Below are 26798 nucleotides of genomic sequence, written 5' to 3' on the forward strand. Positions count from 1 at the left end.
CCCCAGGGCCTGCATCAGGCGCAGCACATGACCGATAAGGTGCGAACTCACGCAAAAAGGCGGGTCGGTTTGACTCGCCCGACGTGCCTCATATGTTCCGCGACTTCATCGAAGGCTTGCTCAATTCAGTCACCTCCCGGTTGTTCCCGGTGGTGGTGCTCGTCCTTGCCTCGCTAACCGGTCTCTGGCACCTGAGCCGGCCGGAGCCGGCCGGTGGTCAAGCCTTGCCCATGACGGCTTGGGAAGAGCCGAGCGAACTGCGCCGACAGCTGGAGCAGGACCTGCCCTATGTGCGCGAGCGCCTGGCCGAGCGGCAGGCCGTGACCTCCACGGACGTGCATCGCTCGATCCAGCCCTTCTGGGTCAGCGTCAGCAGCAACGCTCCCGCGCGCGGCAAGGCCTGGGCGGTCGAATTCCCTTCACGCCATGCGATGGAGATGCGCTGCTGGGATGAGCAGAGCGGCCAGTTGATGGGCGAGGCCAACCGAAGCATGAACACTGGCCAGTTGGAATCGGTGCGAGGCGGCTTTGCCCTGGCGCTGGGCCCCGAGCGCGCCAGCGCGCAGCTGCTGTGCCGCGCTTCGTTCCGCGGCCCGGCCAAGATCACCGCCACGGCCTGGCTTGCACAAGACCTGCAAGCGGCCCACGCCCAGCATCAGAAGACCGCCACGATGATCGAGGCCGGCCTCGGCCTGCTCGCCGTGTCGATGGCCCTGGCAGCCGCCATCAACAGCAGCAAGCTCTACTGGGCTTTCGTGGCCTGGCTGGCCGTGAGCCTGCGCATGGCCCTGCTCTCGGCCGGCGCCGATTTCAGCTTCTTCGGCCTGCCCCTGCGGCCCGAATGGCTGACACCGATCCGCCAGTGGACGCTGTGCCTCTATTACGTGACCACGGTGGCCGTCTACGGCCAGCTGTTCAAGAAGTCCTTGCAGCAGATTGGCGCCCAGGGCCTCCTGCTCGGCCAGCAGATCAGCACGCTGGTGATCATGGGCCTGTGCCTGGTGCTCAGCTATGAGCAGATGCTGCCGATCCTGTGGGCGGCCTCGGGCCTGCAATTCGCCATCGCCCTGCCCTGCATCGTCCTGATCGTCAAGCGCACCCGCTCGCGGGCGGCCATGTGGTACGCCTCCTCGCTGGCCGTGGCGCTGCTGGCCACGCTCAGCGAAATCCTGGCGGCCGCGATGGACCAGAAGATGCTGATGGGCGGCCTGAACAGCGTGACCGCCGCACTCGCTTCTGCCTTGCTGGCCTCGGCGGCCGTGGCCGAGCACATGCGCTCGGACCGGCGCAAGCGCGAGCTGGCTCAACAGACGCTGAAAGCCGCTTACAACGACTCGCCCATCGGCCTGTTCACGGTGCACGAAGGCCAGGTGATCGCCAGTTCCAACCCGGCTTTCAAGGCCATGCTGGCCACGGTCGGACTGGACGGCGCGCTGACGCTCAACGAGCTCTTCGAACCTGAGGTGGTGCTGGCCTTTGCCGCACTGCACAGCGCTGGCCACGCTTCTTCGTTCGACCTGCAGGCACGGCTGTGCCAGCCCGGCGGCGGCGAGTACTGGTGCGCCATCAAGGCCTCGACCTCGGACGGCCGCATCATCGAAGGCTCGCTGCAGGACATCACGGAACGGGTGCGCGCCACCAACCGGCTGGAGTTCCTGGTCAACCACGATCCGCTGACCGAATGCCTCAATCTGCGCGGCCTGTCGCGCAAGTTCGAGCGTGCGCAGGCGCCGCCGCGCACCCTGGCCTACTTCGACCTCGACCGCTTCAAGCTGATCAACGACCTCTATGGTCATGCGGCCGGCGATGCCGTGCTCAAGCAGGTCTGCGAACGCATTCGCACCCAGCTGGGCCCGCACGACCTGCTGGCGCGCGTTGGCGGCGACGAGTTCGTGGTGGCCTTCCCCGAAGCCTCGATGAGCGAGGCGTCGCAGCGCTGCCAGAACATCCTGGCGCTGATTTCCTCGGCGCCCTTCCAGATCGATGTGCAGCGCTTTGCACTCAGTGTTTCCGGCGGCCTGGTGGCCGCAGAGAGCTTTGGTGGAGCGTCGCTCAAGGAAGTGGTCTCGGCGGCGGACACCCTGTGCCGCATGGCCAAGAAGAAACCGACCGAACGCCTCGTGGTCATGGAAGGCGGCGACACCTTCTTCAAGCACCACAAGGACGAGCTGGCGCTGATCAGCTGCCTGGAGCGCGGCGAGACACCGGAAGGCCTGTTCCTGCTGATGCAGCCGGAGCTGTCGCTCTCAAGGCCTTTCGATTCCTTGAATTTCGAAGTGCTGCTGCGCATGCGCAAGCCCAATGGCGAGATCGTGCCGGCGCCGGTGATCATCGAAGCGGCCGAGGCCCACGGCAAGAGTTCCATCATCGACCACTGGGTGGTTTCCACCGTCATCGCCTGGCTGGAGGCGCATGCCTCGCAGCTGGCCAACACGCAGTTCGTGGGCGTGAACCTGTCTGGCAGCTCGCTGAACGACGAAGCCTTCGTCGAAGAGCTGTTCCGCCTGTTCGAGCGCCACAAGGCCGCCGTGGCTCGCATCTGCATCGAAGTGACCGAGACCGTGGCGCTGACCGACATGGCGCACATGCAGCGCTTCATCGACCGCGTCCGCGATCTTGGCGTCAAGGTGGCGCTGGACGACTTCGGCGCCGGCTACTCCTCATTCGGCTACTTGAAAGGCCTCTCCGTCGATGCGCTCAAGCTCGACGGCTCCCTGGTTCGCGACGCGGCAAACAACCCCTCCGGCATGGCCATTCTTGGCGCGTTGGGCGGCCTGGTCAGCAACCTGGGCATGAAGTCGATTGGCGAATATGCGGAGAACCTGCCAATCCTGAAGGCGCTGGTGGCTGCGGGCGTGGACTACGCGCAGGGCTACGGCATCAGCCGCCCGGTGACGCCGGAACGCATCCTGGAAGCCCGTTCCACGGCGGACTTCATCGAGGACCCTGAGATCTACGCCTTCGTCCGCCAGCTGCAGTCCAAGGACCATCAGACGATTCCGCTCTTCCCCGAGCGCGAGCGCGACCCGCTGCTTGCGGGCCTGCTCCACTGAACGGTCACGCGGGCTTCAGGCAGCCTTGAACTGCAGGGGCAGCAAGGCTTGCATGCGGCGAGCAACGCTGCTGCTGGACCGGGTGGCATGTTCGCCACTCCAGGCGCTGGAGAGATCACGTGCGCCGCTCAGGTCGATGTCCGGGTGCCAGGTCTTGACCGTGAATTCGTAAAGCGGATGCTGGGCCTTGCTCCAGATCGCGTCGGCCTCGGACACGCTCAGGCTCATCACGCGGTGCGGCACGCCACCGATGTGCGCCATCGGATGGTAAGCACCGGTCTCGCCCACATCGGTGAACAGCAGGCCGTCATAGATGCGGTCGATCGGGCGGCGGCCGGTCAGCACCATCCAGTCGATGTGCTGGCTCACGCAGTACTGGTAGAAGGCCTTGAACAAGGCGTTGCGCACCAGCGAGGCCGTGGTGCCAGCCTGGATGCTCAGGCGCGTGGCCTCGACCAGGCGGTGGTTGGCGAAGCGCTCCGGCAGGGCCAGTGAGGCTTCCAGCGGCAGCGGTTCCAGGGCATTGGCATGGGTGCGCAGCGTGCCGAGCAGGCTGCCGTCCAGCTTGGAGACGGCGACGAAGACTTCGCAGCCAAGCTCAAAGTCCGCGGCCTCCGGTTGCGCCAGGCGCTGACCCATTTCGGGCAGATGCCGGCCATAGGCCGTGGAGCGAAGGCGTACCACGTCTTCCAGCTCTGCACGCGTGGCAATCCTCACCTGGAACGGCAAACGCTCCACTGCAGTTTCACGGCCCATCCCATCGCCCGGCTTGTTCATGTCAGGTCATCCCTCATCAAGGAAGGCCAGTTTAGGGGGGTGAAACCGCGCACAAATTCACGAGTTGGCAGCCGTTTGCCGGCCAGATCATGTCCCTGATACAGAGTGCAGCGCAATTCGCACCAGGAGCAAGAGATTGTGCGAATTTCGCACGCAAGACCTGACACCCCCACCCCACCGGCAGGCGCCGGCGGCTGCCGGGCTCAAAGCAGGATGGCGAGACGCTCGAGGATGAGCACCGCAAAGAAGCCAAGGGCTGCAATCACCGTCCACTTGACGATCACGATGCCGCGCTGACGCCAGCGGCGCTGGCCGGTGGCGATGAACAGGGCGAAACAGAGGACCGCCGCAACGAGCAGCAGGCCCATGAGGAGGCGGGCGAGGGCCATGGGTCAGTTACGGGTAATCACCAGGCCGGCGCCAGCTCAGCAAAGCCTGCCGGCGCCTGCTTTTCGTCCTCGAAGCTCACCAACTCCCAGGCTTCCTGGTCGGCGAGCAAGGCGCGCAACAACTTGTTGTTCAGGGCGTGACCGCCCTTGAACGAGGTGTAGGCGGCCAGCAGCGGATAGCCGGCCACCTGCATGTCGCCGATGGCGTCGAGGATCTTGTGTTTGACGAATTCGTCGTCATAGCGCAGGCCATCCGTGTTCAGCACCCGGTAGTCGTCCACGACGATGGCGTTGTCCATTGCGCCGCCCAGGGTCAGGCCGCGGCTGCGCATCACTTCGATGTCGCTGGTCATGCCGAAGGTGCGCGCCCGCGCGATTTCGCGCTTGTACTGGCCCGAGCCCATGTCGAAGGTGTACTGCTGGCCCGTGGCCGAGACGGCCGGGTTGTCGAACTCGATCTGGAAGTTCAGGGTGTAGCCATGGTGCGGCTCGAGCCTGGCCCACATCAGGCGCTTGCCCTCGCCCTGCCGCACTTCCACCGGCTTCTTGACCTTCAGGAACTTCTTGGGCGCGTTCTGCAGCTCGATGCCGGCACTCTGCAAGAGAAAGACGAAGCTGGCCGCCGAACCGTCGAGCACTGGCACTTCGTCAGCATTGATGTCCACATACAGGTTGTCCAGGCCCAGGCCCGCGCAAGCCGACAGCAGGTGCTCGATGGTCTGGACCTTGGGGCCGTTCGGGTCGCCGTTGGGGCTGATCGTGGTGGCCATGCGGGTGTCGCAGACGGTGTCAGAGCGGACCGGGATGTCGACCGGCTGGCTCAGGTCCACGCGGCGGAACACGATGCCGGTGTCCGGCGCCGCCGGGCGCAATGTCATTTCGACCTTCTGGCCGCTGTGGATGCCCACGCCGACGGCACGGGTCAGCGACTTCAGGGTGCGTTGCTTCAGCATGGTCGCCATTGTCGGCGATCAGCCTTGACCCTGCGTGTTGTTGAGATTCGGGCCCGGCTCCACGCGCTGCACCGGCAGGCGCAGGCACATGCGGGTGCCGTGGCCCAGGCTGCTCTCGAAAGTGACCCGGCCGCCCAGGCGCTGCGCGCGGCGCTGCTGGCTCTTCAGGCCGCGGCCGCGGCGGGCGGTTTCGATATCGAAACCCTCGCCGTCGTCCTCGACGCGGATCTCGACCGAATGGCCCAGGTGGCGGGTGGAGATGCGCACCCGCGTGGCCCGCGCATGCTTGAGCACATTGGCCAGCGATTCCTGCATCAGGCGCAGCACATGCAGCGCGTCGGGCGGCTCCAGCCATTCGAGCGGAGGCAGGTCTTGCACGTCCCATTCCATCACCAGGCCGCCGGCCTGCAGGCGCTTGCCCAGGCGATAGCGCATGGTGGCCAGCAGCGAGACCAGGTCGTGCCCCACCGGCTCCAGCGAATCGATCACCAGGCGCAGGTCGTCCACGCATTCGCGCAGCACCTCGACCACCTTGTCCTGGTCCATGCTGCCCTGCTCCACCGCCACCATGGCCGAGAGCAGCGACGAACCCAGGCCATCGTGCATGTCCTGCATCAGACGCTGGCGCTCGACCAGCAAGGCCTGCTGACGCTCCGCCTCGCGCAGACGGCCATGTTGGGCTTGCAGCTCGGCGCCTTGGTCGGCCAGGCGCTGGCCCAGCTGGGCATTGACCTCTTCGACCTTCATCAAGGCGCTGACGTAGCGACGCTGCACTGCATAGAGGAAGCAGACCACGATGATCAGCGTGGCAAAGGGCATCAGATAGATGTGCTCGGGCCAGGCCCAGCCGGCCAGCAGGGCCAGGTCATGCAGCCCGAGGATCAGGCCGAGCAGCAGCGTAAGCGCGATCAGCCGCAATTCGCGGCTGCCGCCTTTCATGGCCACGCCGCCAACGAAGAGCGTGCCCAGGCCGCCCACCACCGCGTTGACGATGTGTTGCAGCACCACCGGGTCGCTGAACAGCGACAGGAACGGCATGGTCAGCAAGCTGGAGACGAGCACGAAGCCGCCCACGGTGCGTTCGAACTTCGGGTATTGCTGCTTGGCAAAGCGCAGTGCGAACAGGAAGGTCAGCAGCATCACCCACGACATTGAGGCATGGGTGGCCCACCAGAACCATTCGAGCCCGACATGGGTACGCGGCAGGTCGAGGTGGTAATGCAGGTTGCGCACCAGCCAGGCCACCGTGGCCAGGGCAAACAGCAGATAGGCCGGCTCCTCGCGACGGCGCACCCACAGCGAGATGGCAAACAGGCCCAGGACCACGAGGGTCAGTCCGGTGGCTTGCGGCACGCCGATCTGCAAGGCCCAGCGCGCCTCGTAGCGGGGCTCGAGGTCTTCACGCGCGCCGAGCCAGACGCTGGAGACGGAGTAGAAGCTGTCGCGCAGTACCGGCACCGCGACGACCATCTCGATCATCTGGTCCTGCCTGTGCTCGGTCAGCGCCGCCGGCACCACGGCCCATAGCGGCCGCACCCATTGCTCGCGCGCGCCCGACTGGTTGTCGAACACCGGTCGCCAGCCTTCATCGGTTCGCACCAGCACCGCTGCGGCCAATGTCACCAGGCGCGGCATGTAGAGCGCCACGCTGGTGGGCCAGCGGCCTTGCGGCGCGGCATAGCGCAGGCGGTACCAGCGCATCTGGAAATGCGGGCCCGTGTCTGCCATGGCGGCCGCCGGGCTTCGGGTGCGTACATCGGGCAGCGTGACCAGATGCCACGCGGCAGGATCGGCGGGCGGCTGCAGGCGGGCGGGCAACTGGCCTGGCGTGCCATCCAGCGAACGCAGGGCAGCCCACCACTCCTTCAGCTCCTCGCGGGTCCAGCTCGAGACGGCCAATTGCGCCGTACTCGCGCGTTCACCCGAATGGGTCGGCACCGATTCCGGAATCGGCATGCGCTGCGCCGATGCCGGCAAACAGCACAGGAACATCAGGGCAAGGAACAGGGCGCGCATCGAATCGGATCTGGGCGAATGGCAGAACGGAAGCCGGAGTCTGCCCTCAGATGCCCAGCCTGCCTAGCACCGTGATGCCGAGCGTGGCGTCGTACCAAATGAAAAGACCCGGCGGGTGCCGGGTCTTGCTCGGAGCGAAGAAGCTCAGTCAGCCTGCTTGCGCAGGAAGGCCGGGATCTCGATCTCGTCCATGCCGTTGCTGGACAGGGCTTCGACCTTGGTCGCGGCGGCCGTGCGGCCATGGCGCCAGACGCTCGGCACGGTCATGCCGGAGAAATCGCCGCCAGCGCCCATCGTCGTGCCGCCCTGCGCACCCAGCGTGGCCGACATGTTCACCGGCTGCGTGAGCACGGGCATGTTGTCGGTACCGGTGCGGCGCATCACTTCAGGCTGCACCACTTGCAGCGGCGGTTGCTGCTGCTGCTTGGCCTTGCCCTGGTTGAGGCCGGTGGCGATCACCGTGACGCGCAACTGGTCGCCCAGCGTTTCGTCATAAGCGGTGCCGTAGATGACATGCGCGTCTTCAGCCGCATAGCGACGGATGGTATTCATCGCATTGCGCGACTCGGCCAGCTTGAAGTTGCTGCGGCTGGCGGCGATCAGCACCAGCACGCCACGCGCGCCGGACAGATCGATGCCTTCGAGCAGCGGGCAGGCGACAGCAGCTTCGGCAGCCTTGGCAGCGCGGTCCGGGCCGCCGGCTTGCGCCGTGCCCATCATGGCCTTGCCAGGCTCGCTCATCACGGTCTTGACGTCCTCGAAGTCGACGTTCACCAGGCCCGGGATGTGAATGATGTCGGAGATGCCGCCAACAGCGTTCTTCAGCACGTCATTGGCATGCGCGAAGGCCTGGTCTTGCGTCACGTCGTCGCCCAGCACGTCGAGCAGCTTGTCATTCAGCACGACGATCAGCGAGTCGACATTGGCTTCGAGCTCGGCGAGGCCGGAGTCGGCGGCCTTGGTGCGGCGCGTGCCTTCGAAGTCGAAGGGCTTGGTCACCACACCGACGGTGAGGATGCCCATCTCCTTGGCCACGCGAGCGATCACAGGGGCCGCACCCGTGCCGGTACCACCGCCCATGCCGGCGGTGATGAACAGCATGTTGGCGCCCTGGATCGATTCGCGAATACGCGCTTCGGCCTCTTCGGCGGCCTGACGGCCGATTTCGGGTTTGGCACCAGCGCCCAGGCCCGATTGACCCAGCTGCAGCAGCTGGTCGGCCTTGGAACGATTCAGTGCTTGGGCATCAGTATTGGCGCAGATGAATTCCACGCCCTGAACGCCCTGGGCAATCATGTGCTCGACCGCGTTGCCGCCGCCGCCACCTACACCAATCACCTTGATTTGGGTGCCCTGGTCAAACTCTTCGATCATTTCGATCGCCATAAGAAACCTCCTTCAGCAATTATGCAGTTGCCATGCGTAAAAAAATACCGGGAAGAACCCTTTTATTGCCCTTGTCGTTGTGGCCCGACATACGCTTTGGTGGCAAGGAAAAGATTCCCGTGCCCGGTGCTACCCAGTACTCAGAAATTCCCCAAAAACCAATCCTTGGCGCGTCCGAACAGGGTTTTCATCGACCCCGCCTGCTGCGCCGCCTTCAAACCCCGTGTACGCGAAACGCGCGCTTCTTCCAGCAAACCCATCACAGTGGCCGACCTTGGGTTGGCAACCATGTCGAACAGCGCGCCGTCGTAGGTCGGGTTTCCGCGCCGAACGGGTTTCAGGAAAATGTCCTCGGCGAGTTCCACCATGCCCGGCATGACGGCCGAACCGCCGCTCAGGACAATCCCCGAGGACAGCAATTCCTCATACCCGCTCTCGCGAATCACCTGGTGCACCAACGAGAATATTTCCTCGACTCTGGGTTCGATAACACCGGCAAGTGCTTGTTTTGAAAGCATGCGCGGCGCCCGATCGCCCAATCCGGGTACCTCAACCTGGTCGGCCGGGTCGGCCAGGAGTTGTTTGGCAACCCCGTGTTCGACCTTGATTTCCTCGGCATCCTTGGTCGGGGTGCGCAGGGCCATGGCGATATCGCTGGTGATCAAATCCCCGGCAATCGGGATTACCGCGGTATGGCGGATCGAGCCGCCGGTGAAGATCGCCACGTCGGTCGTGCCCGCGCCGATATCCACCAAGGCCACGCCCAGGTCACGCTCGTCGGCGGTCAGCGCGGCGGCGCTCGAGGCGCTGAGGTTCAGCACCAGCTGGTCCACTTCCAGCCCGCAGCGGCGCACGCACTTGACGATGTTCTCGGCCGCGCTTTGGGCGCCTGTCACGATGTGGACCTTGACCTCGAGGCGGCCGCCGCTCATGCCGATCGGCTCTTTCACTTCATGACCGTCGATCACGAATTCCTGCGGCTCGACCAGCAGCAGCCGCTGGTCGTTCGGGATGTTGATCGCCTTGGCCGTCTCGACCACGCGGGCTACGTCCACCGGCGTCACTTCCTTGTCGCGCACGATCACCATGCCGGTGGAGTTCTGGCCGCGGATGTGGCTGCCGGTGATGCCGGTGAAGACCCGGCTGATCTTGCAGTCGGCCATCATCTCGGCCTCCTTCAAGGCCTGCTGGATCGACTGCACCGTTGCGTCGATGTTCACCACCACGCCACGCTTGAGCCCATGCGAAGGCGCCACGCCGAGACCGGCAATGCGCAGCTCGCCATTGCCCATCACCTCGGCCACCACCGCCATGATCTTGGCGGTGCCGATGTCCAGACCCACGACGAGATCCTTGTATTCCTTGGCCATCTCTTCTTTCCTTGTGGTCTTTACTTGTTCTTGCCCCGGCCGGTGGCCGGAGTCGTCGTCGTCGAAACGCCGCGCAGCCGCAAGGCATAGCCATCGCGGTGGCGCAGGTCGGCTGCCAGCAGTTCAGACTGGTAGCGCGAAGTCATCTGGGTCAGCGTCAAGACAAACTGCTGGTAGCGAGCCAGCACTTCGGCATCGCTGCCACGGCCGAGTTCGATCTCGGCGCCCTTCTCAAGCTTCAAGCGCCAGGAGCCGCGACCCGAGAGGTCCAGGCGCTCGGCGCTGTCCGACAGCGTCTGAGTCAAAGGCTGCAATTGCTTCCACAACATCAGCATGTGACCCGCGCTGCCCGCCGGACCAGAGAGCGTCGGCAGGTTCTCGTCTTCCACATCGCCCAGATTGGCCTGGAAGACTTCGCCGAAGCTGTTGACCAACTGACGCTCGACCGCCGCATCGCTCTGCGCGTCGGCGCCTTCGGCCTTTAGTTCCCAATACGCGGAAGGCTGATGCTCCTCCAGCTTCACCTTGAGCCTGGCCGGCCAGACGCGCTGCACCGTCGCCTTGCGTACCCAGGGCACGCCTTCAAATGCCTGGCGTGCCTGCTGCAGATTCATCGTGAGAAAGGTGCCACTCAAGCGCGGCAGCGCATTCGCCCGCAGCGTGGCGGTGCTGTTGCGATCCACGTCGCCCTCGACCTGCACCGCACGGATCGCAAACACCGGCCGGCGGGCCAGCCAGTTCGCGCCGTAGGCAAGGATTGTCAACGCCAGGCCGACCAGCAACAGCGCCGCCACGCCGTTCATCACGCGGACGTCCGGCGGCAACTGCTGTTGAAGGGTGGCGGAGTTGGCGGCCATGGCTTTGCTTGGGGTCAGGCCCTGCCTGCGTCGAGTCGGGCCTGGGACAGCAGCCACAGACACAGCTGCTCGTAGGTGATGCCCGCATGGCCGGCCGACTTGGGCACCAGCGAATGCGAGGTCATGCCGGGCGAAGTGTTCATCTCCAGCAGGAAGGGCTTGCCGTCGCTCTTGCGCAGCATCAGGTCGGCGCGACCCCAGCCGCGGCAGCCCAGGCTGCGGTAGGCGGCCACCGTCAGGGCCTGGATCTCGCGCTCCAGCGCAGCGTCCAGATGGCCCATCAGGTAGCGCGTCGAGTTCGTGAAGTACTTGTTCTGGTAGTCGTAGTTGCCCTGATCGGCTTCGATCTGGATCACCGGCAGCGCGAAGGCCGAAGCGCCCTCCCCCAGCACCGGGCAGGTCAGCTCGGGGCCTGCGATGAATTCCTCGCAGAGCACCTCGTCGTCGTACTTGGCGGCTGCCTCGACGGCCGCCTGCATCTCCGAATAGCCATTGACCTTGCTGATGCCGATGCTCGAGCCCTCGTGCGGCGGCTTGACGAAGAGCGGCAGGCCCAGTTCGTCGGGCACCTTGATCACGCGCTCGCGCTGCAGCTCGGTCTTCTTGAGACTCAGCCAGCGAGGCGTGGACAGGCCATCGGCACGCCACAGCCGCTTGGTCATGATCTTGTCCATGGCAATGCTGGAGGCCATCACGCCGGAGCCGGTGTAGGGAATGCCCAGCAGCTCCAGCGCGCCCTGCACCGTGCCGTCTTCGCCATGCCGACCATGCAGCGCAACAAAGCAGCGGGCGAAGCCTTCGCTCTTCAGTTCATGCAGGCCGCGCTCGGACGGGTCGAATCCATGGGCGTCCACGCCCTGGCTGCGCAAGGCTGCCAGCACGCCAGGGCCCGACATGGTCAGCGAGACCTCGCGTTCGGCCGAGGAGCCGCCCATCAGCACGGCCGTCTTGCCCAGTGCCTTCGGGTCAATGTTCAGATTCAATTTCATTTCAGCAGCTCCACCGTCTGCGAAGGAACGGCGCCGATGGATCCGGCGCCCATCACGATCACCACATCACCGTCGCGTGCCGTGGCGGCAATGGCCGCCGGCATTGCGGTCACCTGACCCACCAGGGTTGCATCACTTGCCGCGGCGAGCGACGCGGCATCGGCCCCGGCAATGGCTGCCTCGCCGGCCGAATACACATCAGCCAGCAGCACACAATCGGCCTGCTTCAGCACGCGCACAAAATCTTCGAAGCAGTCGCGCGTGCGGGTGAAGCGGTGCGGCTGGAACGCCAGCAGCAGGCGCTGGCCCGGGAACGCGCCGCGCGCCGCGGCCAGGACAGCGGCCATCTCGACTGGGTGATGGCCGTAATCGTCGATCAGCGTGAAGCGGCCACCGTCCGCGGCGCGCAGCTCGCCATGGCGCTGGAAGCGGCGGCCCACGCCATCGAACTTTTCCAGTGCGGCCACGATGGGGCCATCGGGCAGCTCGATTTCGCTCGCCACCGCAATCGCGGCCAGCGCATTCAAGACGTTATGGCGGCCTGCAAGATTCAGAGTGATTTTCAAGTCGGCCTGGCCGGCACGCTGCGCCGTGAAGCTCATCTGACCGCCGGGCAGCGCGTGCACATCGACCGCGCGCACTTCATTGTGTTCGCCGAAACCGTAAGTGATCACCGGGCGCTGCAGCATCGGCAGGATGGCCTGCACGCCGGCATCGTCACCGCAGACCACGGCCGCGCCGTAGAAGGGCATCTTGTGCAGGAAGTCGACGAAGGCCTGCTTCAGGCGCTCGAAGTCGTGCCCATAGGTCTCCATGTGGTCGGCGTCGATATTGGTGACGACGGCCATCATGGGCAGCAGGTTCAGGAAGGAGGCGTCGCTCTCGTCCGCCTCGACCACGATGTACTCGCCCTGGCCCAGGCGCGAGTTGGCGCCGGCGGCGTTCAGCTTGCCGCCGATCACGAAGGTGGGGTCCACGCCGGCTTCGGCCAGCACGCTGGTCACCAGCGAGGTGGTCGTTGTCTTGCCATGCGTGCCCGCAATCGCTATGCCTTTGCGCAGGCGCATCAGCTCGGCCAGCATCACGGCCCGCTGCACCATGGGGATGGCAGCGGCACGGGCGGCGAGCAACTCGGGGTTGTCTGCGCGGATCGCGGTGGAGACCACGACAGCTTGCGCGCCAGCAATATTGCCGGCGGCGTGGCCGACATGCGTGCGCAGGCCGAGCGTTGCCAGCCGCTGCAAGGTCGGGCTGTCGCTCTGGTCCGAGCCCGAGACCAGATAGCCCAGGTTGTGCAGGATCTCGGCGATGCCGCTCATGCCGGCACCGCCGATGCCGACGAAATGGATGTGCTTGACGGCGTGTTTCACAGGACAAGGCCCTCGAGTTCATCGGCCACACGGGCGGCTGCACGCGGGCGAGACAGATTGCGGGCCTTGCTGGCCATCTCGAGCAGGCGTGCGCGGTCCAGGCCCCGAATCATTTCGTGCAGGCCTGCGGCCGTCAGCTCCTGCTGCGGCAGATGAATGGCCGCGCCGTGTTGGGTCATGAATTGCGCGTTGTCGCGTTGATGCGCTGTGGTGGAAACGACCAGCGGCACAAGGATGGAAGGCACGCCAGCCGCGCAGAGCTCGCTGACCGTGACGGCACCCGCGCGGCAGATCGCCAGGTCGGCGGCAGCCAGGCGCTCGGCCATGTTGTCGATGAAGGGCAGCACCTCGGCCTCGACACCGGCGGCACGATAGGCCTGCTGCACCTCGACCAGATTGGCCTGACCGGTCTGATGCGTGACGATGGGGCGCTCATCGGCCGGCCACAGCGCCAGCGCTGGCGGCAGCGCAGCGTTGATCGCTTTCGCACCGAGCGAGCCACCAACGACGAGCAGACGCAGCGGGCCGGTGCGCTCGGCAAACCGGACATCCGGCGGCGCAATCGCTTCGATCTCGGCACGCACCGGGTTGCCGGTGACGATGGCATTCTTCGTGTCGGCCGCCGCCTTGCCGTCGAAACCGAAGGCGATGCGCGAGGCAAACGGCTTCAGGCCCTTGTTCGACAGCAACAGCGATGCATCGGCATTCACGAGCAGCAAGGGCTTGCGCATCAACCAGGCCATCAGCCCGCCAGGCAGGCAGACATAGCCGCCCATGCCCAGCACCGCATCGGCACTGCGCGTCACGAAGACCTGGCGGCTCTGCACAAAGGCCTGCACCAGCTTGAACAGGCCGGTGATCGAATGCTTCAGCCCCTTGCCGCGCAGGCCGGCAAAGGCCAGGCGATCTAGCGGGATGCTGGTGGGCGGCACGAGCTTGTTTTCCATGCCCTGCTCGGTGCCCATCCAGGACACGCTCCAGCCGCGGCGCTTCATTTCCTCGGCGACAGCGAGGCCCGGGATGATGTGACCGCCGGTGCCGGCCGCCATGACCACCAAATGCTTGGTCATGCGCGACCTCCGCGCATGAGTTGGCGATTCTCAAGATCGATGCGCACCACGATCGCCAGCGCCACGCAGTTCATCAAGATCGCCGAACCACCAAACGACAGCAGCGGCAGCGTCAGCCCCTTGGTCGGCAGCGCCCCCAGGTTCACGCCCATGTTGATGAAGCCCTGCCCCGCCATCCAGATGCCGATGCCTTGCGCATAGAGACCGGCGAACACGCGGTCCAGCGCCACGGCCTGGCGGCCGATGTGGAAGAGCCGGCGCGACAGCCAGAAGAAGGCCAGGATTACCACGGCCACGCCGACAAAGCCCAGCTCCTCGCCGATCACTGCGAGCAGGAAGTCGGTGTGGGCCTCGGGCAGGTAATGCAGCTTCTCGACGCTGGAGCCCAAACCCTGGCCGAACCATTCGCCACGGCCGAAGGCAATCAGCGAATGCGTCAGCTGGTAGGCCTTGCCCTGCGCGTACTTTTCGTCCCAGGGGTTCAGGTAGGCAAAGATGCGCTCGCGACGGAATTCGCTGAAGGTGATCATTAGCACGAACGCACCGACCAGCACCGCCACCACCAGGAAGAACATGCGGCCGTTGACACCGCCCAGGAACAGGATGCCCATGGCGATGGCCGCGATCACCATGAAGGCGCCCATGTCGGGCTCGGCCAGCAGGAGCACGCCGATCACGCCGAGAGAGACAATCATCGGCCAGACAGCCTGGACGAAGTTCTCCTTTACGTCCATCTTGCGCACCATGTAGCTGGCCGCGTACATCGCGATGGCCAGCTTGGCCAGCTCGGAAGGCTGGAAGTTCATCAGGCCTAGCGGCACCCAGCGGCGCGCGCCGTTCACCACCTTGCCCACACCCGGAATCAAGACTGCCACCAGCAGCACGAGGCTCGCCACGAACAACCAGGGCGCCCAGCGCTCCCAGCTGCTGATCGGCACCTGCACCGTGATCAGCGCCGCGATCAGGCCGGCCGCGATGTAGAGCGACTGCCGGATGAAGAAGTGCATCGGTTGGTACTTGCTGAACTTCGGGTTGTCCGGCAGCGCGATGGAGGCCGAATAGACCATCAGCAGGCCCAGGCCCATCAAGGCGATCACGACCCAGACCAGCGTCACGTCGAAGCCCGCGAGCTTGGTAGGCTGGCCGGCGGCCACCCAGTCGCGCACCGGCACAGCGGTCGGGCCTTCGCCATCAGCGCCCTTGCCGAAGCGCTGGCGAAGGTTCTGAAAGAAGTTGCTCAAGGTGGCGGCGTTCAAAGCGTTGCCCCCTTCTCTGCCGCCAATGCCTCGGCCGCGGCCACGAAGACCTCGGCGCGGTGCGCATAGTTGCGGAACATGTCGAGCGAGGCGCAGGCCGGGCTGAGCAAGACGCTGTCGCCGGCATGCGCCTGAGCGAAGCACCACTGGGTCGCGGCTTCAAGCGTTTCGTGACGTTGGACGTTGAGGCCACTGTCCGTCAACACGCTTTCAATCGCGGAAGCATCGCGGCCGATCAGGGCCACGGCGCGGGCGTTCTGGATCAGCGGCAGGCGCAGCGGCGAGAAGTCCTGGCCCTTGCCGTCGCCACCGAGGATCACGACCAGTCTGGACGGCGCACGATCAGCACCCAGGCCGCTCAACGCCGCCACAGTGGCGCCGACATTGGTGCCCTTGGAATCGTCGTAGAAGTCAACGCCGTCAAGCGAACCGATGTGCTGCACGCGATGCGGCTCGCCGCGGTACTCGCGCAGGCCATGCAGCATTGGCGCCAGTGGCAGCTCGGCGGCGGTGCACAGCGCCAGCGCAGCCAGTGCGTTGGCGGCGTTGTGGCGGCCGCGGATGCGCAGCGCGTCCGCTGGCATCAGGCGTTGCACGACGATCTCTTCCTCGTCGTCATCCGCCTTGCGCTTGATCGTCGGGTCGCTCTCGAGTGCGCGGACCAGCCAGGCCATGCCGCCTTCGTTCACGAGGCCATAGTCACCGGGACGCTTGGGCGCATCGAGGCCGAAACGCACAACCCTGCGGCCTTGTTCGATCTTGCGACGGCCACGACCCGGGCTCACCATCACCGGGGTCGGCACCAATGCCTCGACGGCGGCATCGTCACGGTTGATCACCATGATGGCTTCGGCGCCGAAGACGCGGCCCTTGGCGCGCGAGTAGGCGGCCATGTCGCCGTGCCAGTCGAGATGGTCTTGCGTGATGTTCAGCACCGTGGCGGCCGTGGGCTCAAAACCTTCGACACCTTCCAGCTGGAAGCTCGACAGCTCCAGCACCCAGGCCTCGGGCAAGTGCTCGAACACGGGACCCTTGGGCGGCGGCGGCTTGATCGGCAGCGGGGCTTCGTCGAGCAGGGCTTCGATTTCCTGTAGCGTGGTCAGCTCCGGTTCGGCGGGCGCTGTTGCGGCTTCGACAGGTTCGGCCTGTTCGGCCTGTTCGGCAATTTCTCCGGTGGACGCAGGAGCTTCAGCGGCTTCAGCGGCTTCAATCGCTTCAATCGCCGCTGCTACGACGGGCGCTTCAGCAACCGGCATTGGCTCGAGCTCCAGTGCTGCTGCCAGCGTTGTCAGCATGCTCGGGCCGATATTGCCGGCCACGGCCACGCGCCTGCCACAGCGCTCGACGAGCTGGCCGGTCAGGCTGGTGGTGGTGGTCTTGCCATTGGTGCCGGTGATGGCCAGCACGATGGGCGCATAACGTCGCTCGGCCTTCAAGGCGTTCAGTGCCTGGGCGAACAAATCGAGTTCACCGAGCAGCGGCAGGCCCAGCTCGCGGGCACGCGAGAGCAGCGGCTGCAGGCGCGCGTCCAGCGGCGACAGGCCCGGGCTCTTCAGGACGGCACGCAGCCCTTCAGCATCGGCAGCTTGCAACTCGCCGCTGAAGAACGTCGCGTCGGGCACCTGCTCATTCAGGGCGGCCAGTTGCGGCGGCGCCTCGCGCGAGTCCCAGACGCGGATCGCAGCCGCGCCCTGGCGCCTGGCCCAGGCCGCCATGGCCAGGCCGGTGTCTCCCAGGCCCAGGATCAGGAGGTGAGCGCAGTTCAGTTCCACGTGCTTCGCCCTCAGCGCAGCTTCAGGCTGGCCAGGCCGATGAGGCACAGCAGCATGGTGATGATCCAGAAGCGGATGACGACCTGCGTCTCGTTCCAGCCCGACTTCTCGAAGTGGTGGTGCAGCGGCGCCATCTTGAAGATGCGCCGGCCCGTGCCGAACTTCTTCTTGGTGTACTTGAACCAGCTGACCTGGATCATCACCGACAGCACTTCGGCCACGAAGACGCCGCCCATGATGCCCAGCACGATTTCCTGCCGCGTGATCACGGCCAGCGTGCCCAGGCCTCCGCCCAGCGCGAGCGCGCCGACGTCGCCCATGAAGACCTGGGCCGGGTGAGCGTTGAACCACAGGAAGGCAAGACCTGCCCCCGCCATCGCAGCGCAGAAGATGAGCAACTCGCCAGCACCCGGGATGTAGGGCAGCAGGAGGTATTTGGAGAACACCGAGGAGCCCGTCAGGTAGGCAAACACGCCCAGCGCCGATCCCACCAGCACCACCGGCATGATGGCCAGGCCGTCAAGCCCGTCGGTGAAGTTCACTGCATTGCTGGTGCCGACGATGACGAAGAACGACAGGCCCATGAAGCCGAACACCCCGAGCGGATAGCTGACCGACTTGAAGAAGGGCACGAGCAGGTCGGCGCGCGGCGGCAACTCTGTCGAGAAGCCGCTTTGCACCCAGCGGAAGAAGAGCTCGAACACGCGCAGTGCAGAGGTCTCGGACACGCTGAAGGCCAGGTAGATCGAGGCAATGATGCCGATCAGCGCCTGCCAGAAGAACTTCTCGCGGCTGCGCATGCCTTCGGGATTCTTGTCGACGACCTTGCGCCAGTCATCCACCCAGCCCACGGCACCAAAGCCCAGCGTCACCAGCATCACCACCCAGACAAAGCGGTTGCTCCAGTCGAACCACAGCAAGGTCGACACGCCGATGCCGATCAGGATCAGCACGCCGCCCATGGTCGGCGTGCCGCTCTTCACCAGATGCTGCTGCACGCCGTACTCGCGGATCGGCTGGCCGATCTTCATCTCGGTCAGGCGGCGGATCACCCAGGGGCCGAAGGCCAGGCCGATCAGCAGCGCCGTCATGGCGGCCATCACGGCGCGGAACGTGATGTAGTTGAACAGGCGCAGGAAGCCCCATTCGGGGTAGAGGCCCAGCAACCATTGCGAGAGGCTCAGCAGCATGGCGGTTTACTTCCCTTCGGCGGCCGAGAGGGCCGCAATCACTTGTTCCATGCGCATGAAGCGCGAGCCCTTGACCAAGACGGTCGAGACTCGCGGGGCTTCGGCCAGTGCGGCCAGCAGGTCGGCCACGGTTTCAAAAGCGCGGCCGTTGTTGCCATAGGCCTTGGCTGCATCCTTGGCTGCCATGCCGGCGGTCCAGAGATGGGCAACACCGCGTTCGGCCGCATAGGCACCCACCTCGCGGTGGAACTCCGGCCCTTGCATGCCCACCTCCCCCATGTCGCCCAGCAGCAGCCAGGCCGCACCGGGCAGCTCGGCCAGCACATCGATGGCGGCACGCACGCTGTCGGGGTTGGCGTTGTAGCTGTCGTCGATCAGCGTGACGCGGCGGCCGGCCAGCATCACGCTGCCCAGTTGCGAGCGCCCCTTGACCGGGCGAAAGTTCTCCAGGCCGCGAACGATGGCGGCCAGCGGCGCGCCAGCGGCCAGCGCACAGGTCGCGGCCGCCAGGGCATTGCGCACATTGTGTTGACCGGCAACAGCGAGGCTCACCGGCGCATCGCCAGCGGGCGTGTGCAGCTCGAGTGCCCAATGCCCATTGCCGCCGCTTGCAAAGACTTCTTCGCCAGCGCCGATCCACTGCGCGCGGCCGGTCACATCGGCCTGGCCTTGCAAGGCAAAACTCAGCTCGCCGCGATGGCCAGCCAGTCTGTGCCAGATCGGTGCGCAGGCATCTTCGGCCGGGAACACGGCAACACCGGCCGCGCCCAGGGCTTCGATCACGGCGCCGTTCTCGCGCGCCGCGGCCTCGACCGTCTGCAGGAATTCCTGGTGCTCGCGCTGTGCGTTGTTGACCAGCGCGACGGTGGGCTGCGCCATTGCGGCCAGTGGTGCGATTTCGCCGGGATGGTTCATGCCCAGCTCGATCACGGCGGCGCGGTGCCAGTGCGCGTCGTCCTGACGCAGGCGCAGCAGCGTCAATGGCACGCCGATGTCGTTGTTGTAGTTGCCTTCGGTGGCCAGCGAGGCATTGCCCAGCCAGGCGCGCAGAATGCTGGCGATCATCTGCGTGACCGTGGTCTTGCCATTGCTGCCGGTCACCGCAATCACCGGCAGATGGCAGTGGCGGCGCCAGGCCGTGGCCAATGCCCCCAGTGCTGCCTTGGCATCCGGCACTTCGATGCCGGCCAGGCCAGCCGCCTCCAGGCCACGCTCAGCCAGGGCAGCGACGGCGCCGCTGGCCTTGGCGTCGGCCAGGAAGTCGTTGGCATCGAAGCGATCACCGCGAAGCGCGACAAACAGGTCGCCAGCCTGCAGCGTGCGGGTATCGCTGTGCACGCGCTCGATCTCGGTCTGGCCGTCGCCGACCAGGCGCGCCGTGGGAACGCTCTGCAGCAACAGGTGGTGAGCCTGGGCCAGCGTCATCAGCGGCGTTGAATTGAGGCTTGCGGTGTTCACAGACCAGCCCTCCGGATCAAGGCGGCACGTGCTTGCTCGACATCCGAGAAGGCGCGGCGCTCGCCCATGATTTCTTGATAGTCTTCGTGGCCCTTGCCCGCCACCAAGACCACGTCGCGAGCGCCGGCTTCCAGCACCGCACGTTCGATGGCCTGCTGGCGTTCAACGATCTGCAAGCAGCCCGGTGCGCCGGCCGCAATGTCGGCCAGGATGGCCTCGGGCGATTCGGTGCGCGGGTTGTCGCTGGTGGCGATCACGCGGTCGGCCATGCGAGCGGCAATGGCGCCCATCAACGGGCGCTTCGTGCGATCACGATCTCCGCCGCAGCCGAAGACGCAGACGAGTTGGCCGCCGCGGGCCGCTGCCAGCGGGCGCAGCGCCTGCAGCGCTTTGTTCAGGGCATCGGGCGTGTGGGCATAGTCCACCACCACTTCAGGCAACTCGCGGCCATTGCCAACGCGTTGCATGCGGCCCGGCACTGGCGTGACTTGCGCGGCAACGCCTGCTGCATCGGCGAGCGAATGGCCCAGCGCACGCAAGGCGCCGATCACGCCCAGCAGGTTGGCGATGTTGTACTCGCCGATCAGGCCGGTCTGCACCTGAATGGCGTCAGCGCCTTCACGCAAGGTGAAGGCGATTCCGCCCGCGCCGTAGTGCATGTCATGCGCCGAGAGGCGGGCTTCGCCGTTCAGCGCACAGGTCCAGACATCTAGCTTGGCTGCCAATTCCACGGCAAGCTCTGCGCCCTTTGGGTCATCGACGTTCAGCACGGCTGCCTGCAGGCCAGCCCAGTCGAACAGCTCGCGCTTGGCGGCCCAGTAGGACTCCATGCTGCCGTGATAGTCCAGGTGGTCCTGCGTGAAGTTGGTGAACAAGGCCACCAAGACTCGCGTGCCAGCCAGGCGATGCTCCCTGACGCCGATGGACGAGGCCTCGATGGCGCAGGCTGCGAAGCCCTCGTCGGCCATGCGCTTGAACGCCTGTTGCAGCAGGACCGGATCAGGCGTCGTCAGGCCGGTGTACTCGATGGCTGCCGGCTTGCCCGCCAGCGGCGGCTCGCCAACACCCAGGGTGCCAACCACACCGCAGCGCTGGCCCAGCAGCGAGAGCGTCTGCGCAACCCACCAGGCCGACGATGTCTTGCCGTTCGTGCCGGTGACGGCCACGACCGACAGTGCCTGGCTGGGCGCGCCGTAACAGGCCGAGGCGATCAGGCCGGTCTTGGACTTCAGCCCGGGCAGCGAGGCCACGCGGGCATCGACGAAGTTGTAGGCGTCCACGCCTTCTGCTTCGACCAGGCAGGTGGCAGCACCGGCCGCCAAGGCAGCAGCCACATATTCGCGGCCATCGCGTGCATAGCCCGGCCAGGCGATGAAGGCATCACCGGGGCGCACCTGACGGCTGTCGGTCTGCAGCGCACCGGTGGTCCATTCCTGCAGCCAGCGGGCCGCAGCTTCCGGAGATTTGAGTCGGGTCAGCATCAGAGTTTCTTGTCCTGGGCCGGCGCAATGCCGGCCACGATTTGCGGCTTCACGGCCAGGTCGGGCTTCACCTTCAAGAGGCGCAGGCTGCCGCCGGTCACGTCGCTGAACACCGGGCCGGCCACCCGGCCGCCGTCATGGGCGCCCTTGCTGGGTTCGTCCACCATCACCGCGACCACGATGCGCGGATTGCTGATCGGCGCCAGGCCCACAAACCAGGCGCGGTACTTGCTCTTGTCATAGCCCTTGCCCACTTGCTTGTAGGCCGTGCCGGACTTGCCACCCACGCTGTAACCAGCCACCTGCGCCTGAGGCGAGGTGCCGCCTGCTTCGGTGACGGTCTGCAGCATCGCGCGCATCGTTTGCGCCGTCTTGGCGGAGAACACGCGGCGGCCATGCACGGCCCGGCCTTCGGCTTGCTTGTCCAAGGTCAGGGGAATCAGCTCGCCGTCGCGCGCGAACACCGTGTAGGCATGAGCGATTTGCACCAGCGAGGCCGACAGGCCGTAGCCATAGCTCATCGTGACCTGCTCGATCGGCTTCCATTTCGCGTAGGGGCGCAAGCTGCCAATGGCGGCACCCGGGAATGGCAGCTCCGGGCGCTGACCCAGGCCGATGGCCGTGAACATCTCGTGCAGCTCGCGGGGCTGCGCCTGCAGGCCCAGCTTGGCTGCCGCGATATTGCTGGACTTCTGGATCACCTCGGTCACGTTCAGCACGCCGGCCGGATGCGCGTCGGTAATGACGGAGCCGAAGAAATTCCACTGGCCGCCGCCGACGTCGATCATGGTCTGCGGCGTCACCCGGCCGGCCTCGAGCGCCAGGCTCACGGTGAAGGGCTTCATCGTCGAGCCCGGCTCGAACTGGTCGGTCATGGCGCGGTTGCGCAATTGTTCGCCGCTCAGTTTCTTGCGGTTGGCGGGGTCGAAGCTTGGGTAGTTCGCCAGGGCCAGCACCTCGCCGGTCAGGGCATCCAGCACCACCGCACTGCCGGCCTTGGCCTGGTGTGCCGTCACGGCTTCGCGCACACGCTGGTAGGCCTGGTGCTGGATGCGCGAGTCGATCGACAGGGTCACGTCTTGCCCGTCCTTCGGAGCGACACGTTCGCCAATGTCTTCGACCACCTGGCCCAGACGGTCACGCACCACGGCGCGCGAGCCGTCGCGCCCCTGCAGCTTGGCTTGCAGTGCCAGCTCCATGCCTTCCTGGCCATGCTCCTCGAGGTTGGTGAAGCCCACCACGTGGGCAGAGGCCTCACCTTCTGGATAGCGGCGCTGGTACTCCCGGTCCTGGAACACGCCCCTGATGCCGAGCGCCTTGATCTGAGCGGCCATGGTGTCGTCACCCTGGCGGCGCAACCAGGCGAAGCGGCCGCCGGGCAGCAGCTTCTCGGCCAGCTCCGCCTGCGTCAGGCCCAGGATGCGTGCCAGCTCGGCGCGCTTGGCCGGGTCGGCGTCCACATCGCCGGGAATCGCCCAGAACGAAGGCACGGCCACACTGGTGGCGAGCAACTGGCCGCTGCGGTCGCTGATTCGGCCGCGGCTGGCGGGCAGCTCGAGCTTGTGGCTGTAGCGCGCGGCGCCCTGTTGCTGGAAGAACTCGGTGCCGATGCCCTGCACATACAGCGCGCGGCCGAGCAGGCCGGCAAAGGCACAGCCCACGGCCAGTACCAGCAGGCGCGAACGCCACAGCGGTGCTGCTGCGGCGAGCAAGGGGCTTTGCGCATGATGGAGAGAGCGGCGCGGCTTGAGCATCAGAAGCTCTCCTCCACCGCTTGCATCTTCTGGCTGGCGACGATCTGCGGCTTGACCTCGAGGTCGGGCGGCACATTCATCAGGCGCAGGCTTTGCGAGACCACCTGGCTGAACACCGGGCCGGCCACGGCGCCTCCGAAGTAGACGCCGTTGCTCGGCTCGTCCACCATCACCGCGACGATGATGCGCGGGTTGTTGATCGGCGCCAGGCCCACGAACCAGCTGCGGTACTTGTTGCCGGCGTAAGCCTTGCCTTCCTGCTTGTGCGCGGTGCCGGACTTGCCGCCCACGCTGTAGCCCGGCGCCTGCGCCATCGGCGCCGTGCCGCCAGGGCCGGCCGCCAACTGAAGCATGCCGCGCATGTCATGAGCGACCTTGGGCGAGAACACGCGGATGCCATGCACCGGATCACCGCTCTGCGAACGCGTCATGGTGATCGGGATCACTTCGCCATCGCGGGCGAACACGGTGTAGGCGCGAGCGAGCTGCAAGAGCGAGGCCGAGAGGCCGTAGCCGTAGCTCATCGTCGCCTGCTCGATCGGGCGCCAGCTCTTGTACGGCCGCAGCTTGCCGGTGATGGCCCCGGGGAAATTGATCTGCAGGCGCTGGCCCAGGCCGATGGCCGTGAACATCTCGTGCATCTCGCGCGGCTGCATCTGCATGGCCAGCTTGGCGGCGCCGATGTTGCTGGACTTCTGGATCACCTCGGCGACGCTCAAGTCGCCATGCGGATGGGCGTCGGTCGGCGACCAGCCGGCAATCACCAGGCTGCGCGGCGCCGTATTGATGATGGTCTCCGGGCGCACACGGCCGGTTTCCATTGCCAGGCTGGCAATGAAGGGCTTCATCGTGGAGCCGGGCTCGAACACATCGGTCAGCGCGCGGTTGCGCAGCTGCGCGCCGCTGAGGTTCTGGCGGTCGCCGGGATTGAAGCTCGGGTAGTTGGCCAGGGCCAGCACCTCGCCGGTCTGCGCATCGAGGACCACCACCGAGCCGGCCTTGGCCTTGTGCTCGGCCACGGCATCGCGCACGCGCTGGTAGGCGAAGAACTGGATCTTGGAGTCGATGCTGAGGTCGATGTCGCGGCCATTCACCGCAGGCACGCGGTCGCCGATGTCTTCGACCACGCGGCCCAGGCGGTCGCGCACCACGGCGCGCGAGCCATCGCGTCCCTGAAGCTCCTTCTGGAACGCGAGTTCGATGCCTTCCTGGCCACGTTCTTCGATATTGGTGAAGCCGACCACATGGGCCGCCGCCTCACCTTCCGGATACTTGCGCTTGTATTCGCGGTCCTGGAACACGCCCTTCAGCGCCAGGTTCTTGATCTGTGCGGCGGTGTCGTCGTCAGCCTGGCGGCGCAGCCAGACGAAGCGGCTGCTCGGGTCGAGCTTGCGCTCCAGCTCGTCGCGGCTGATGCCGAGAATCTTGGCCAGCGCGCGGCGCTTGGCCGGATCGGCCTCGACATCTTTCGGAATTGCCCAGAACGAAGGCACGGCCACGCTGGCAGCCAGCACCTGGCCACTGCGGTCGTTGATGCGGCCGCGGCTGGCCGGCAGCTCCAGCGTGTGGGCATACCGGGCCTCGCCCTGCTTCTGGAAGAACTCGGTGCCGATCACCTGCACATAGAGTGCGCGCCCCAGGAGGCCGGCGAAGGCCAGACCGACGAGCGCGACCAGGAAGCGCGAGCGCCAGGGCGGCGTCTTCGAAGCCAGCAGCGGGCTCGAGCTGTAGCTCACGCTTCGCGTATTGACGGCACGAGAGCCGCCGCCGTCCTTGTTCCTCTTGCGGACTATCATCGCGCCACTCCGCTCGCGCTGCCGTCCATGTGCAGCGAAGCTTGCTGGCTGATCGCCGGCGAGATCGCACGCATGTTCAGGCGTTCGCGCGCGACCTTCTCGACGCGCAGATTGGTGGCCTGCGCCTGGCGCTCGGCCTGCAGGCGCTGCAGGTCGGCATCGAGCCGGCGTGCCTCGGCCTGGGCACGGTCGATCTCGGTGAACAGGCGGCGCGCGTCATAGGCGCTGCGCACCATCAGGATGCCCGAGCCGAGGACAGCCAGCAGCAGCACGAAGTTGATCCGGCTCACCGCTTGCTTCCCTTGCCATAGCGGCCCTGCGGTTCGGCCGGCAGTGGCGCATCGGTACGCTCAGCCACGCGCAGCACGGCTGACCGCGAGCGCCCGTTGGCCTTGATCTCGGCGGCGCTGGGCTTGATGCGCTCCAGCGCCTTCAGCGCCAGCGGCTTGGGCTCGGCAAAGGGCGCGCGGCGGTCGAACACTTCCTTGCTGTGCTCGGCAATGAAGTTCTTGACGATGCGGTCTTCCAGCGAATGGAAGCTGATCACCGCCAGCCGGCCGCCCGGCGCCAAGAGCGCCAGCGCCGACTTCAGGCCCTGCTCGAGTTCCTCGAGCTCACCGTTGACTTGAATCCGAAGAGCTTGAAATGTGCGCGTTGCAGGGTCCTGGCCCGGCTCGCGGGTCTTGACCGCGCCAGCCACGACTTTGGAAAGCTCATCGGTGCTTCGTACGGGCTGCCCCGCGTCGCGGCGAGCAACAAGCGCCTTTGCAATCTGAACAGCAAACCGTTCTTCCCCATAGTTTTTTATCACCTCCGCAATCTGGCGCTCATCAGCGCGGGCCAGGAAGTCCGCGGCGCTTTCGCCTCGGGTCGTGTCCATGCGCATGTCCAGCGGTCCGCTGAAGCGGAAGCTGAACCCGCGCTCGGGGTTGTCGATCTGCGGGCTCGAGACGCCCAGGTCCAGCATCACGCCCTGCACCTGAGCTATGCCCAGCGCAGCCAGCTGCTCGCGCATCTCAGCAAAGGGGGCGTGGCAGATGGAAAAACGCGGGTCCGTGACCCGCGTTTCACCGGTGGTCGCTGCGGCGACAGCTTCCGGGTCGCGGTCGATGGCGATCAGGCGCCCCTCCGCAGCAAGCCTGGAGAGCAGCAGACGCGAATGCCCGCCGCGGCCGAAGGTGCCGTCCACATAGAGGCCGGCCGGATCGGTAAGCACCGCATCGACGGTTTCGTCGAGCAGCACGGTGGTATGGGTGAAGGCGGGTGAGGACATCAGAAGCTGAAGTCCTTCAATGCATCGGGCAGGCCGCTTTCCATGACCTGGGCTTCGTGGGCGGCGTACGTGGCCGCATCCCACAGCTCGAAGTGGCTGCCCATGCCGAGCAGCATCACGTCCTTGGACAGGCCGGCTGCAGTGCGCAACTCAGGCGCGATCAAGACGCGGGCGGCGGCGTCGATCTCGACGTCCTGTGCATTGCCAAGGAACACCCGCTTCCAGCCGGCGGCTGACATGGGCAGCGCAGCGACGCGATCACGAAAGGTTTCCCAGGCCGGGCGGGGGAAGACCATCAGGCAGCCTTCCGGGTGCTTGGTGACCGTCAACTGGCCGGCGCAGAGCGCCTGCAGGACCTCGCGGTGGCGTGTCGGGACGGCCAGACGCCCCTTGGCGTCCATCGCCAAGGCACTTGCCCCCTGAAACACAAAATTCGCCACGGCGATCCACTAAATTGCACTTTTCACCACTTTAATCATCGACCTGCACACGGTCAAGCGAAATCACAAATTTATTCAATGAAATCAAGTACTTAGAACCGATTCTTGCGACAGCGGCGAGATAAAAGTCGTTCAAAATGAAGGACTT

Annotated in this window: 21 protein-coding genes; 1 reads left to right on the forward strand and 20 read right to left on the reverse strand. The window is 65.9% G+C overall.

Annotated features, from left to right (window positions below; all coding sequences use genetic code 11):
• The first annotated feature begins 92 nt into the window (after positions 1–92).
• Positions 93–3053, forward strand: coding sequence for a putative bifunctional diguanylate cyclase/phosphodiesterase (locus tag V3596_RS16895; RefSeq protein ID WP_334279331.1), 2961 nt, complete (start codon positions 93–95; stop codon positions 3051–3053).
• A gap of 15 nt (positions 3054–3068) precedes the next feature.
• Here V3596_RS16895 and V3596_RS16900 read toward each other — a convergent pair whose 3' ends face one another.
• From V3596_RS16900 to mraZ, 20 genes are all read right to left on the reverse strand, one after another.
• Positions 3069–3830 (reverse strand): N-acyl amino acid synthase FeeM domain-containing protein, encoded by a 762-nt coding sequence (locus V3596_RS16900; RefSeq protein ID WP_334278977.1) that lies wholly within the window; start codon positions 3828–3830, stop codon positions 3069–3071.
• Between the two features lie 203 nt (positions 3831–4033).
• Positions 4034–4219 carry a hypothetical protein gene (locus V3596_RS16905; protein WP_334278978.1) on the reverse strand — a complete coding sequence of 62 codons (186 nt, stop codon included), beginning with the start codon at positions 4217–4219 and terminating at the stop codon, positions 4034–4036.
• 17 nt (positions 4220–4236) lie between these two features.
• Positions 4237–5172 carry a UDP-3-O-acyl-N-acetylglucosamine deacetylase gene (gene lpxC, locus V3596_RS16910; protein WP_334278979.1) on the reverse strand — a complete coding sequence of 312 codons (936 nt, stop codon included), beginning with the start codon at positions 5170–5172 and terminating at the stop codon, positions 4237–4239.
• An 18-nt stretch (positions 5173–5190) separates the two neighbouring features.
• Positions 5191–7188: a sensor histidine kinase gene (locus V3596_RS16915; protein ID WP_334278980.1), complete on the reverse strand. Its 1998-nt coding sequence runs from the start codon at positions 7186–7188 to the stop codon at positions 5191–5193.
• A 144-nt stretch (positions 7189–7332) separates the two neighbouring features.
• Complete coding sequence (gene ftsZ / locus V3596_RS16920) at positions 7333–8574, reverse strand: cell division protein FtsZ (RefSeq protein ID WP_334278981.1); 1242 nt, start codon at positions 8572–8574, stop codon at positions 7333–7335.
• Between the two features lie 140 nt (positions 8575–8714).
• Complete coding sequence (ftsA, locus tag V3596_RS16925; protein WP_334278982.1) at positions 8715–9944, reverse strand: cell division protein FtsA; 1230 nt, start codon at positions 9942–9944, stop codon at positions 8715–8717.
• 20 nt (positions 9945–9964) lie between these two features.
• Complete coding sequence (locus tag V3596_RS16930; RefSeq protein ID WP_334278983.1) at positions 9965–10801, reverse strand: cell division protein FtsQ/DivIB; 837 nt, start codon at positions 10799–10801, stop codon at positions 9965–9967.
• Between the two features lie 14 nt (positions 10802–10815).
• The gene (locus V3596_RS16935; RefSeq protein WP_416383990.1) at positions 10816–11790 is read right to left on the reverse strand and encodes a D-alanine--D-alanine ligase; all 975 of its coding nucleotides are present in this window, start codon (positions 11788–11790) and stop codon (positions 10816–10818) included.
• Positions 11787–13160 carry a UDP-N-acetylmuramate--L-alanine ligase gene (gene murC / locus V3596_RS16940; RefSeq protein ID WP_334278984.1) on the reverse strand — a complete coding sequence of 458 codons (1374 nt, stop codon included), beginning with the start codon at positions 13158–13160 and terminating at the stop codon, positions 11787–11789. The genes V3596_RS16935 and murC overlap by 4 nt, the downstream gene beginning before the upstream one ends.
• Positions 13157–14230 (reverse strand): undecaprenyldiphospho-muramoylpentapeptide beta-N-acetylglucosaminyltransferase, encoded by a 1074-nt coding sequence (gene murG / locus V3596_RS16945; RefSeq protein ID WP_334278985.1) that lies wholly within the window; start codon positions 14228–14230, stop codon positions 13157–13159. Before murG ends, murC begins: the two co-directional genes overlap by 4 nt.
• The gene (gene ftsW, locus V3596_RS16950) at positions 14227–15486 is read right to left on the reverse strand and encodes a putative lipid II flippase FtsW (RefSeq protein WP_395384245.1); all 1260 of its coding nucleotides are present in this window, start codon (positions 15484–15486) and stop codon (positions 14227–14229) included. Before ftsW ends, murG begins: the two co-directional genes overlap by 4 nt.
• Positions 15483–17258 (reverse strand): UDP-N-acetylmuramoyl-L-alanine--D-glutamate ligase, encoded by a 1776-nt coding sequence (gene murD, locus V3596_RS16955; protein ID WP_334278986.1) that lies wholly within the window; start codon positions 17256–17258, stop codon positions 15483–15485. The genes ftsW and murD overlap by 4 nt, the downstream gene beginning before the upstream one ends.
• An 11-nt stretch (positions 17259–17269) precedes the next feature.
• The gene (gene mraY, locus V3596_RS16960) at positions 17270–18448 is read right to left on the reverse strand and encodes a phospho-N-acetylmuramoyl-pentapeptide-transferase (protein ID WP_334278987.1); all 1179 of its coding nucleotides are present in this window, start codon (positions 18446–18448) and stop codon (positions 17270–17272) included.
• Between the two features lie 6 nt (positions 18449–18454).
• Entirely contained in the window at positions 18455–19873 is a 1419-nt protein-coding gene (locus V3596_RS16965; RefSeq protein ID WP_334279334.1) for a UDP-N-acetylmuramoyl-tripeptide--D-alanyl-D-alanine ligase, read from the reverse strand.
• 29 nt (positions 19874–19902) lie between these two features.
• Positions 19903–21387, reverse strand: a complete 1485-nt coding sequence (locus V3596_RS16970; RefSeq protein WP_334278988.1) for a UDP-N-acetylmuramoyl-L-alanyl-D-glutamate--2,6-diaminopimelate ligase — start codon at positions 21385–21387, stop codon at positions 19903–19905.
• Complete coding sequence (locus tag V3596_RS16975) at positions 21387–23141, reverse strand: peptidoglycan D,D-transpeptidase FtsI family protein (RefSeq protein ID WP_334278989.1); 1755 nt, start codon at positions 23139–23141, stop codon at positions 21387–21389. Before V3596_RS16975 ends, V3596_RS16970 begins: the two co-directional genes overlap by 1 nt.
• Entirely contained in the window at positions 23141–24937 is a 1797-nt protein-coding gene (locus tag V3596_RS16980) for a peptidoglycan D,D-transpeptidase FtsI family protein (protein ID WP_334278990.1), read from the reverse strand. The genes V3596_RS16975 and V3596_RS16980 overlap by 1 nt, the downstream gene beginning before the upstream one ends.
• Complete coding sequence (gene ftsL / locus V3596_RS16985) at positions 24934–25227, reverse strand: cell division protein FtsL (RefSeq protein WP_334278991.1); 294 nt, start codon at positions 25225–25227, stop codon at positions 24934–24936. Before ftsL ends, V3596_RS16980 begins: the two co-directional genes overlap by 4 nt.
• Entirely contained in the window at positions 25224–26210 is a 987-nt protein-coding gene (rsmH, locus tag V3596_RS16990) for a 16S rRNA (cytosine(1402)-N(4))-methyltransferase RsmH (RefSeq protein ID WP_334278992.1), read from the reverse strand. Before rsmH ends, ftsL begins: the two co-directional genes overlap by 4 nt.
• Positions 26210–26638, reverse strand: a complete 429-nt coding sequence (gene mraZ / locus V3596_RS16995) for a division/cell wall cluster transcriptional repressor MraZ (protein ID WP_334279335.1) — start codon at positions 26636–26638, stop codon at positions 26210–26212. Before mraZ ends, rsmH begins: the two co-directional genes overlap by 1 nt.
• Between the last annotated feature and the right edge of the window lie 160 nt (positions 26639–26798).

This window comes from Roseateles microcysteis (assembly GCF_036880965.1).
In the GTDB taxonomy this organism is placed as follows: domain Bacteria; phylum Pseudomonadota; class Gammaproteobacteria; order Burkholderiales; family Burkholderiaceae_C; genus JAUASW01.

Coding starts and splice junctions, on each gene's coding strand:
- lpxC (WP_334278979.1), bottom strand. CDS start 5,172: ATGCTGAAGCAACGCACCCTGAAGTCGCTGACCCGTGCCGTCGGCGTG.
- V3596_RS16905 (WP_334278978.1), bottom strand. CDS start 4,219: ATGGCCCTCGCCCGCCTCCTCATGGGCCTGCTGCTCGTTGCGGCGGTC.
- V3596_RS16895 (WP_334279331.1), top strand. CDS start 93: ATGTTCCGCGACTTCATCGAAGGCTTGCTCAATTCAGTCACCTCCCGG.
- ftsA (WP_334278982.1), bottom strand. CDS start 9,944: ATGGCCAAGGAATACAAGGATCTCGTCGTGGGTCTGGACATCGGCACC.
- murG (WP_334278985.1), bottom strand. CDS start 14,230: ATGACCAAGCATTTGGTGGTCATGGCGGCCGGCACCGGCGGTCACATC.
- mraY (WP_334278987.1), bottom strand. CDS start 18,448: ATGCTGCTGAGCCTCTCGCAATGGTTGCTGGGCCTCTACCCCGAATGG.
- V3596_RS16915 (WP_334278980.1), bottom strand. CDS start 7,188: ATGCGCGCCCTGTTCCTTGCCCTGATGTTCCTGTGCTGTTTGCCGGCA.
- V3596_RS16980 (WP_334278990.1), bottom strand. CDS start 24,937: ATGATAGTCCGCAAGAGGAACAAGGACGGCGGCGGCTCTCGTGCCGTC.
- rsmH (WP_334278992.1), bottom strand. CDS start 26,210: ATGTCCTCACCCGCCTTCACCCATACCACCGTGCTGCTCGACGAAACC.
- V3596_RS16935 (WP_416383990.1), bottom strand. CDS start 11,790: ATGAAATTGAATCTGAACATTGACCCGAAGGCACTGGGCAAGACGGCC.
- V3596_RS16965 (WP_334279334.1), bottom strand. CDS start 19,873: ATGACGCTGGCCCAGGCTCACCACCTGTTGCTGCAGAGCGTTCCCACG.
- V3596_RS16900 (WP_334278977.1), bottom strand. CDS start 3,830: ATGAACAAGCCGGGCGATGGGATGGGCCGTGAAACTGCAGTGGAGCGT.
- V3596_RS16930 (WP_334278983.1), bottom strand. CDS start 10,801: ATGGCCGCCAACTCCGCCACCCTTCAACAGCAGTTGCCGCCGGACGTC.
- V3596_RS16975 (WP_334278989.1), bottom strand. CDS start 23,141: ATGCTCAAGCCGCGCCGCTCTCTCCATCATGCGCAAAGCCCCTTGCTC.
- V3596_RS16970 (WP_334278988.1), bottom strand. CDS start 21,387: ATGCTGACCCGACTCAAATCTCCGGAAGCTGCGGCCCGCTGGCTGCAG.
- ftsZ (WP_334278981.1), bottom strand. CDS start 8,574: ATGGCGATCGAAATGATCGAAGAGTTTGACCAGGGCACCCAAATCAAG.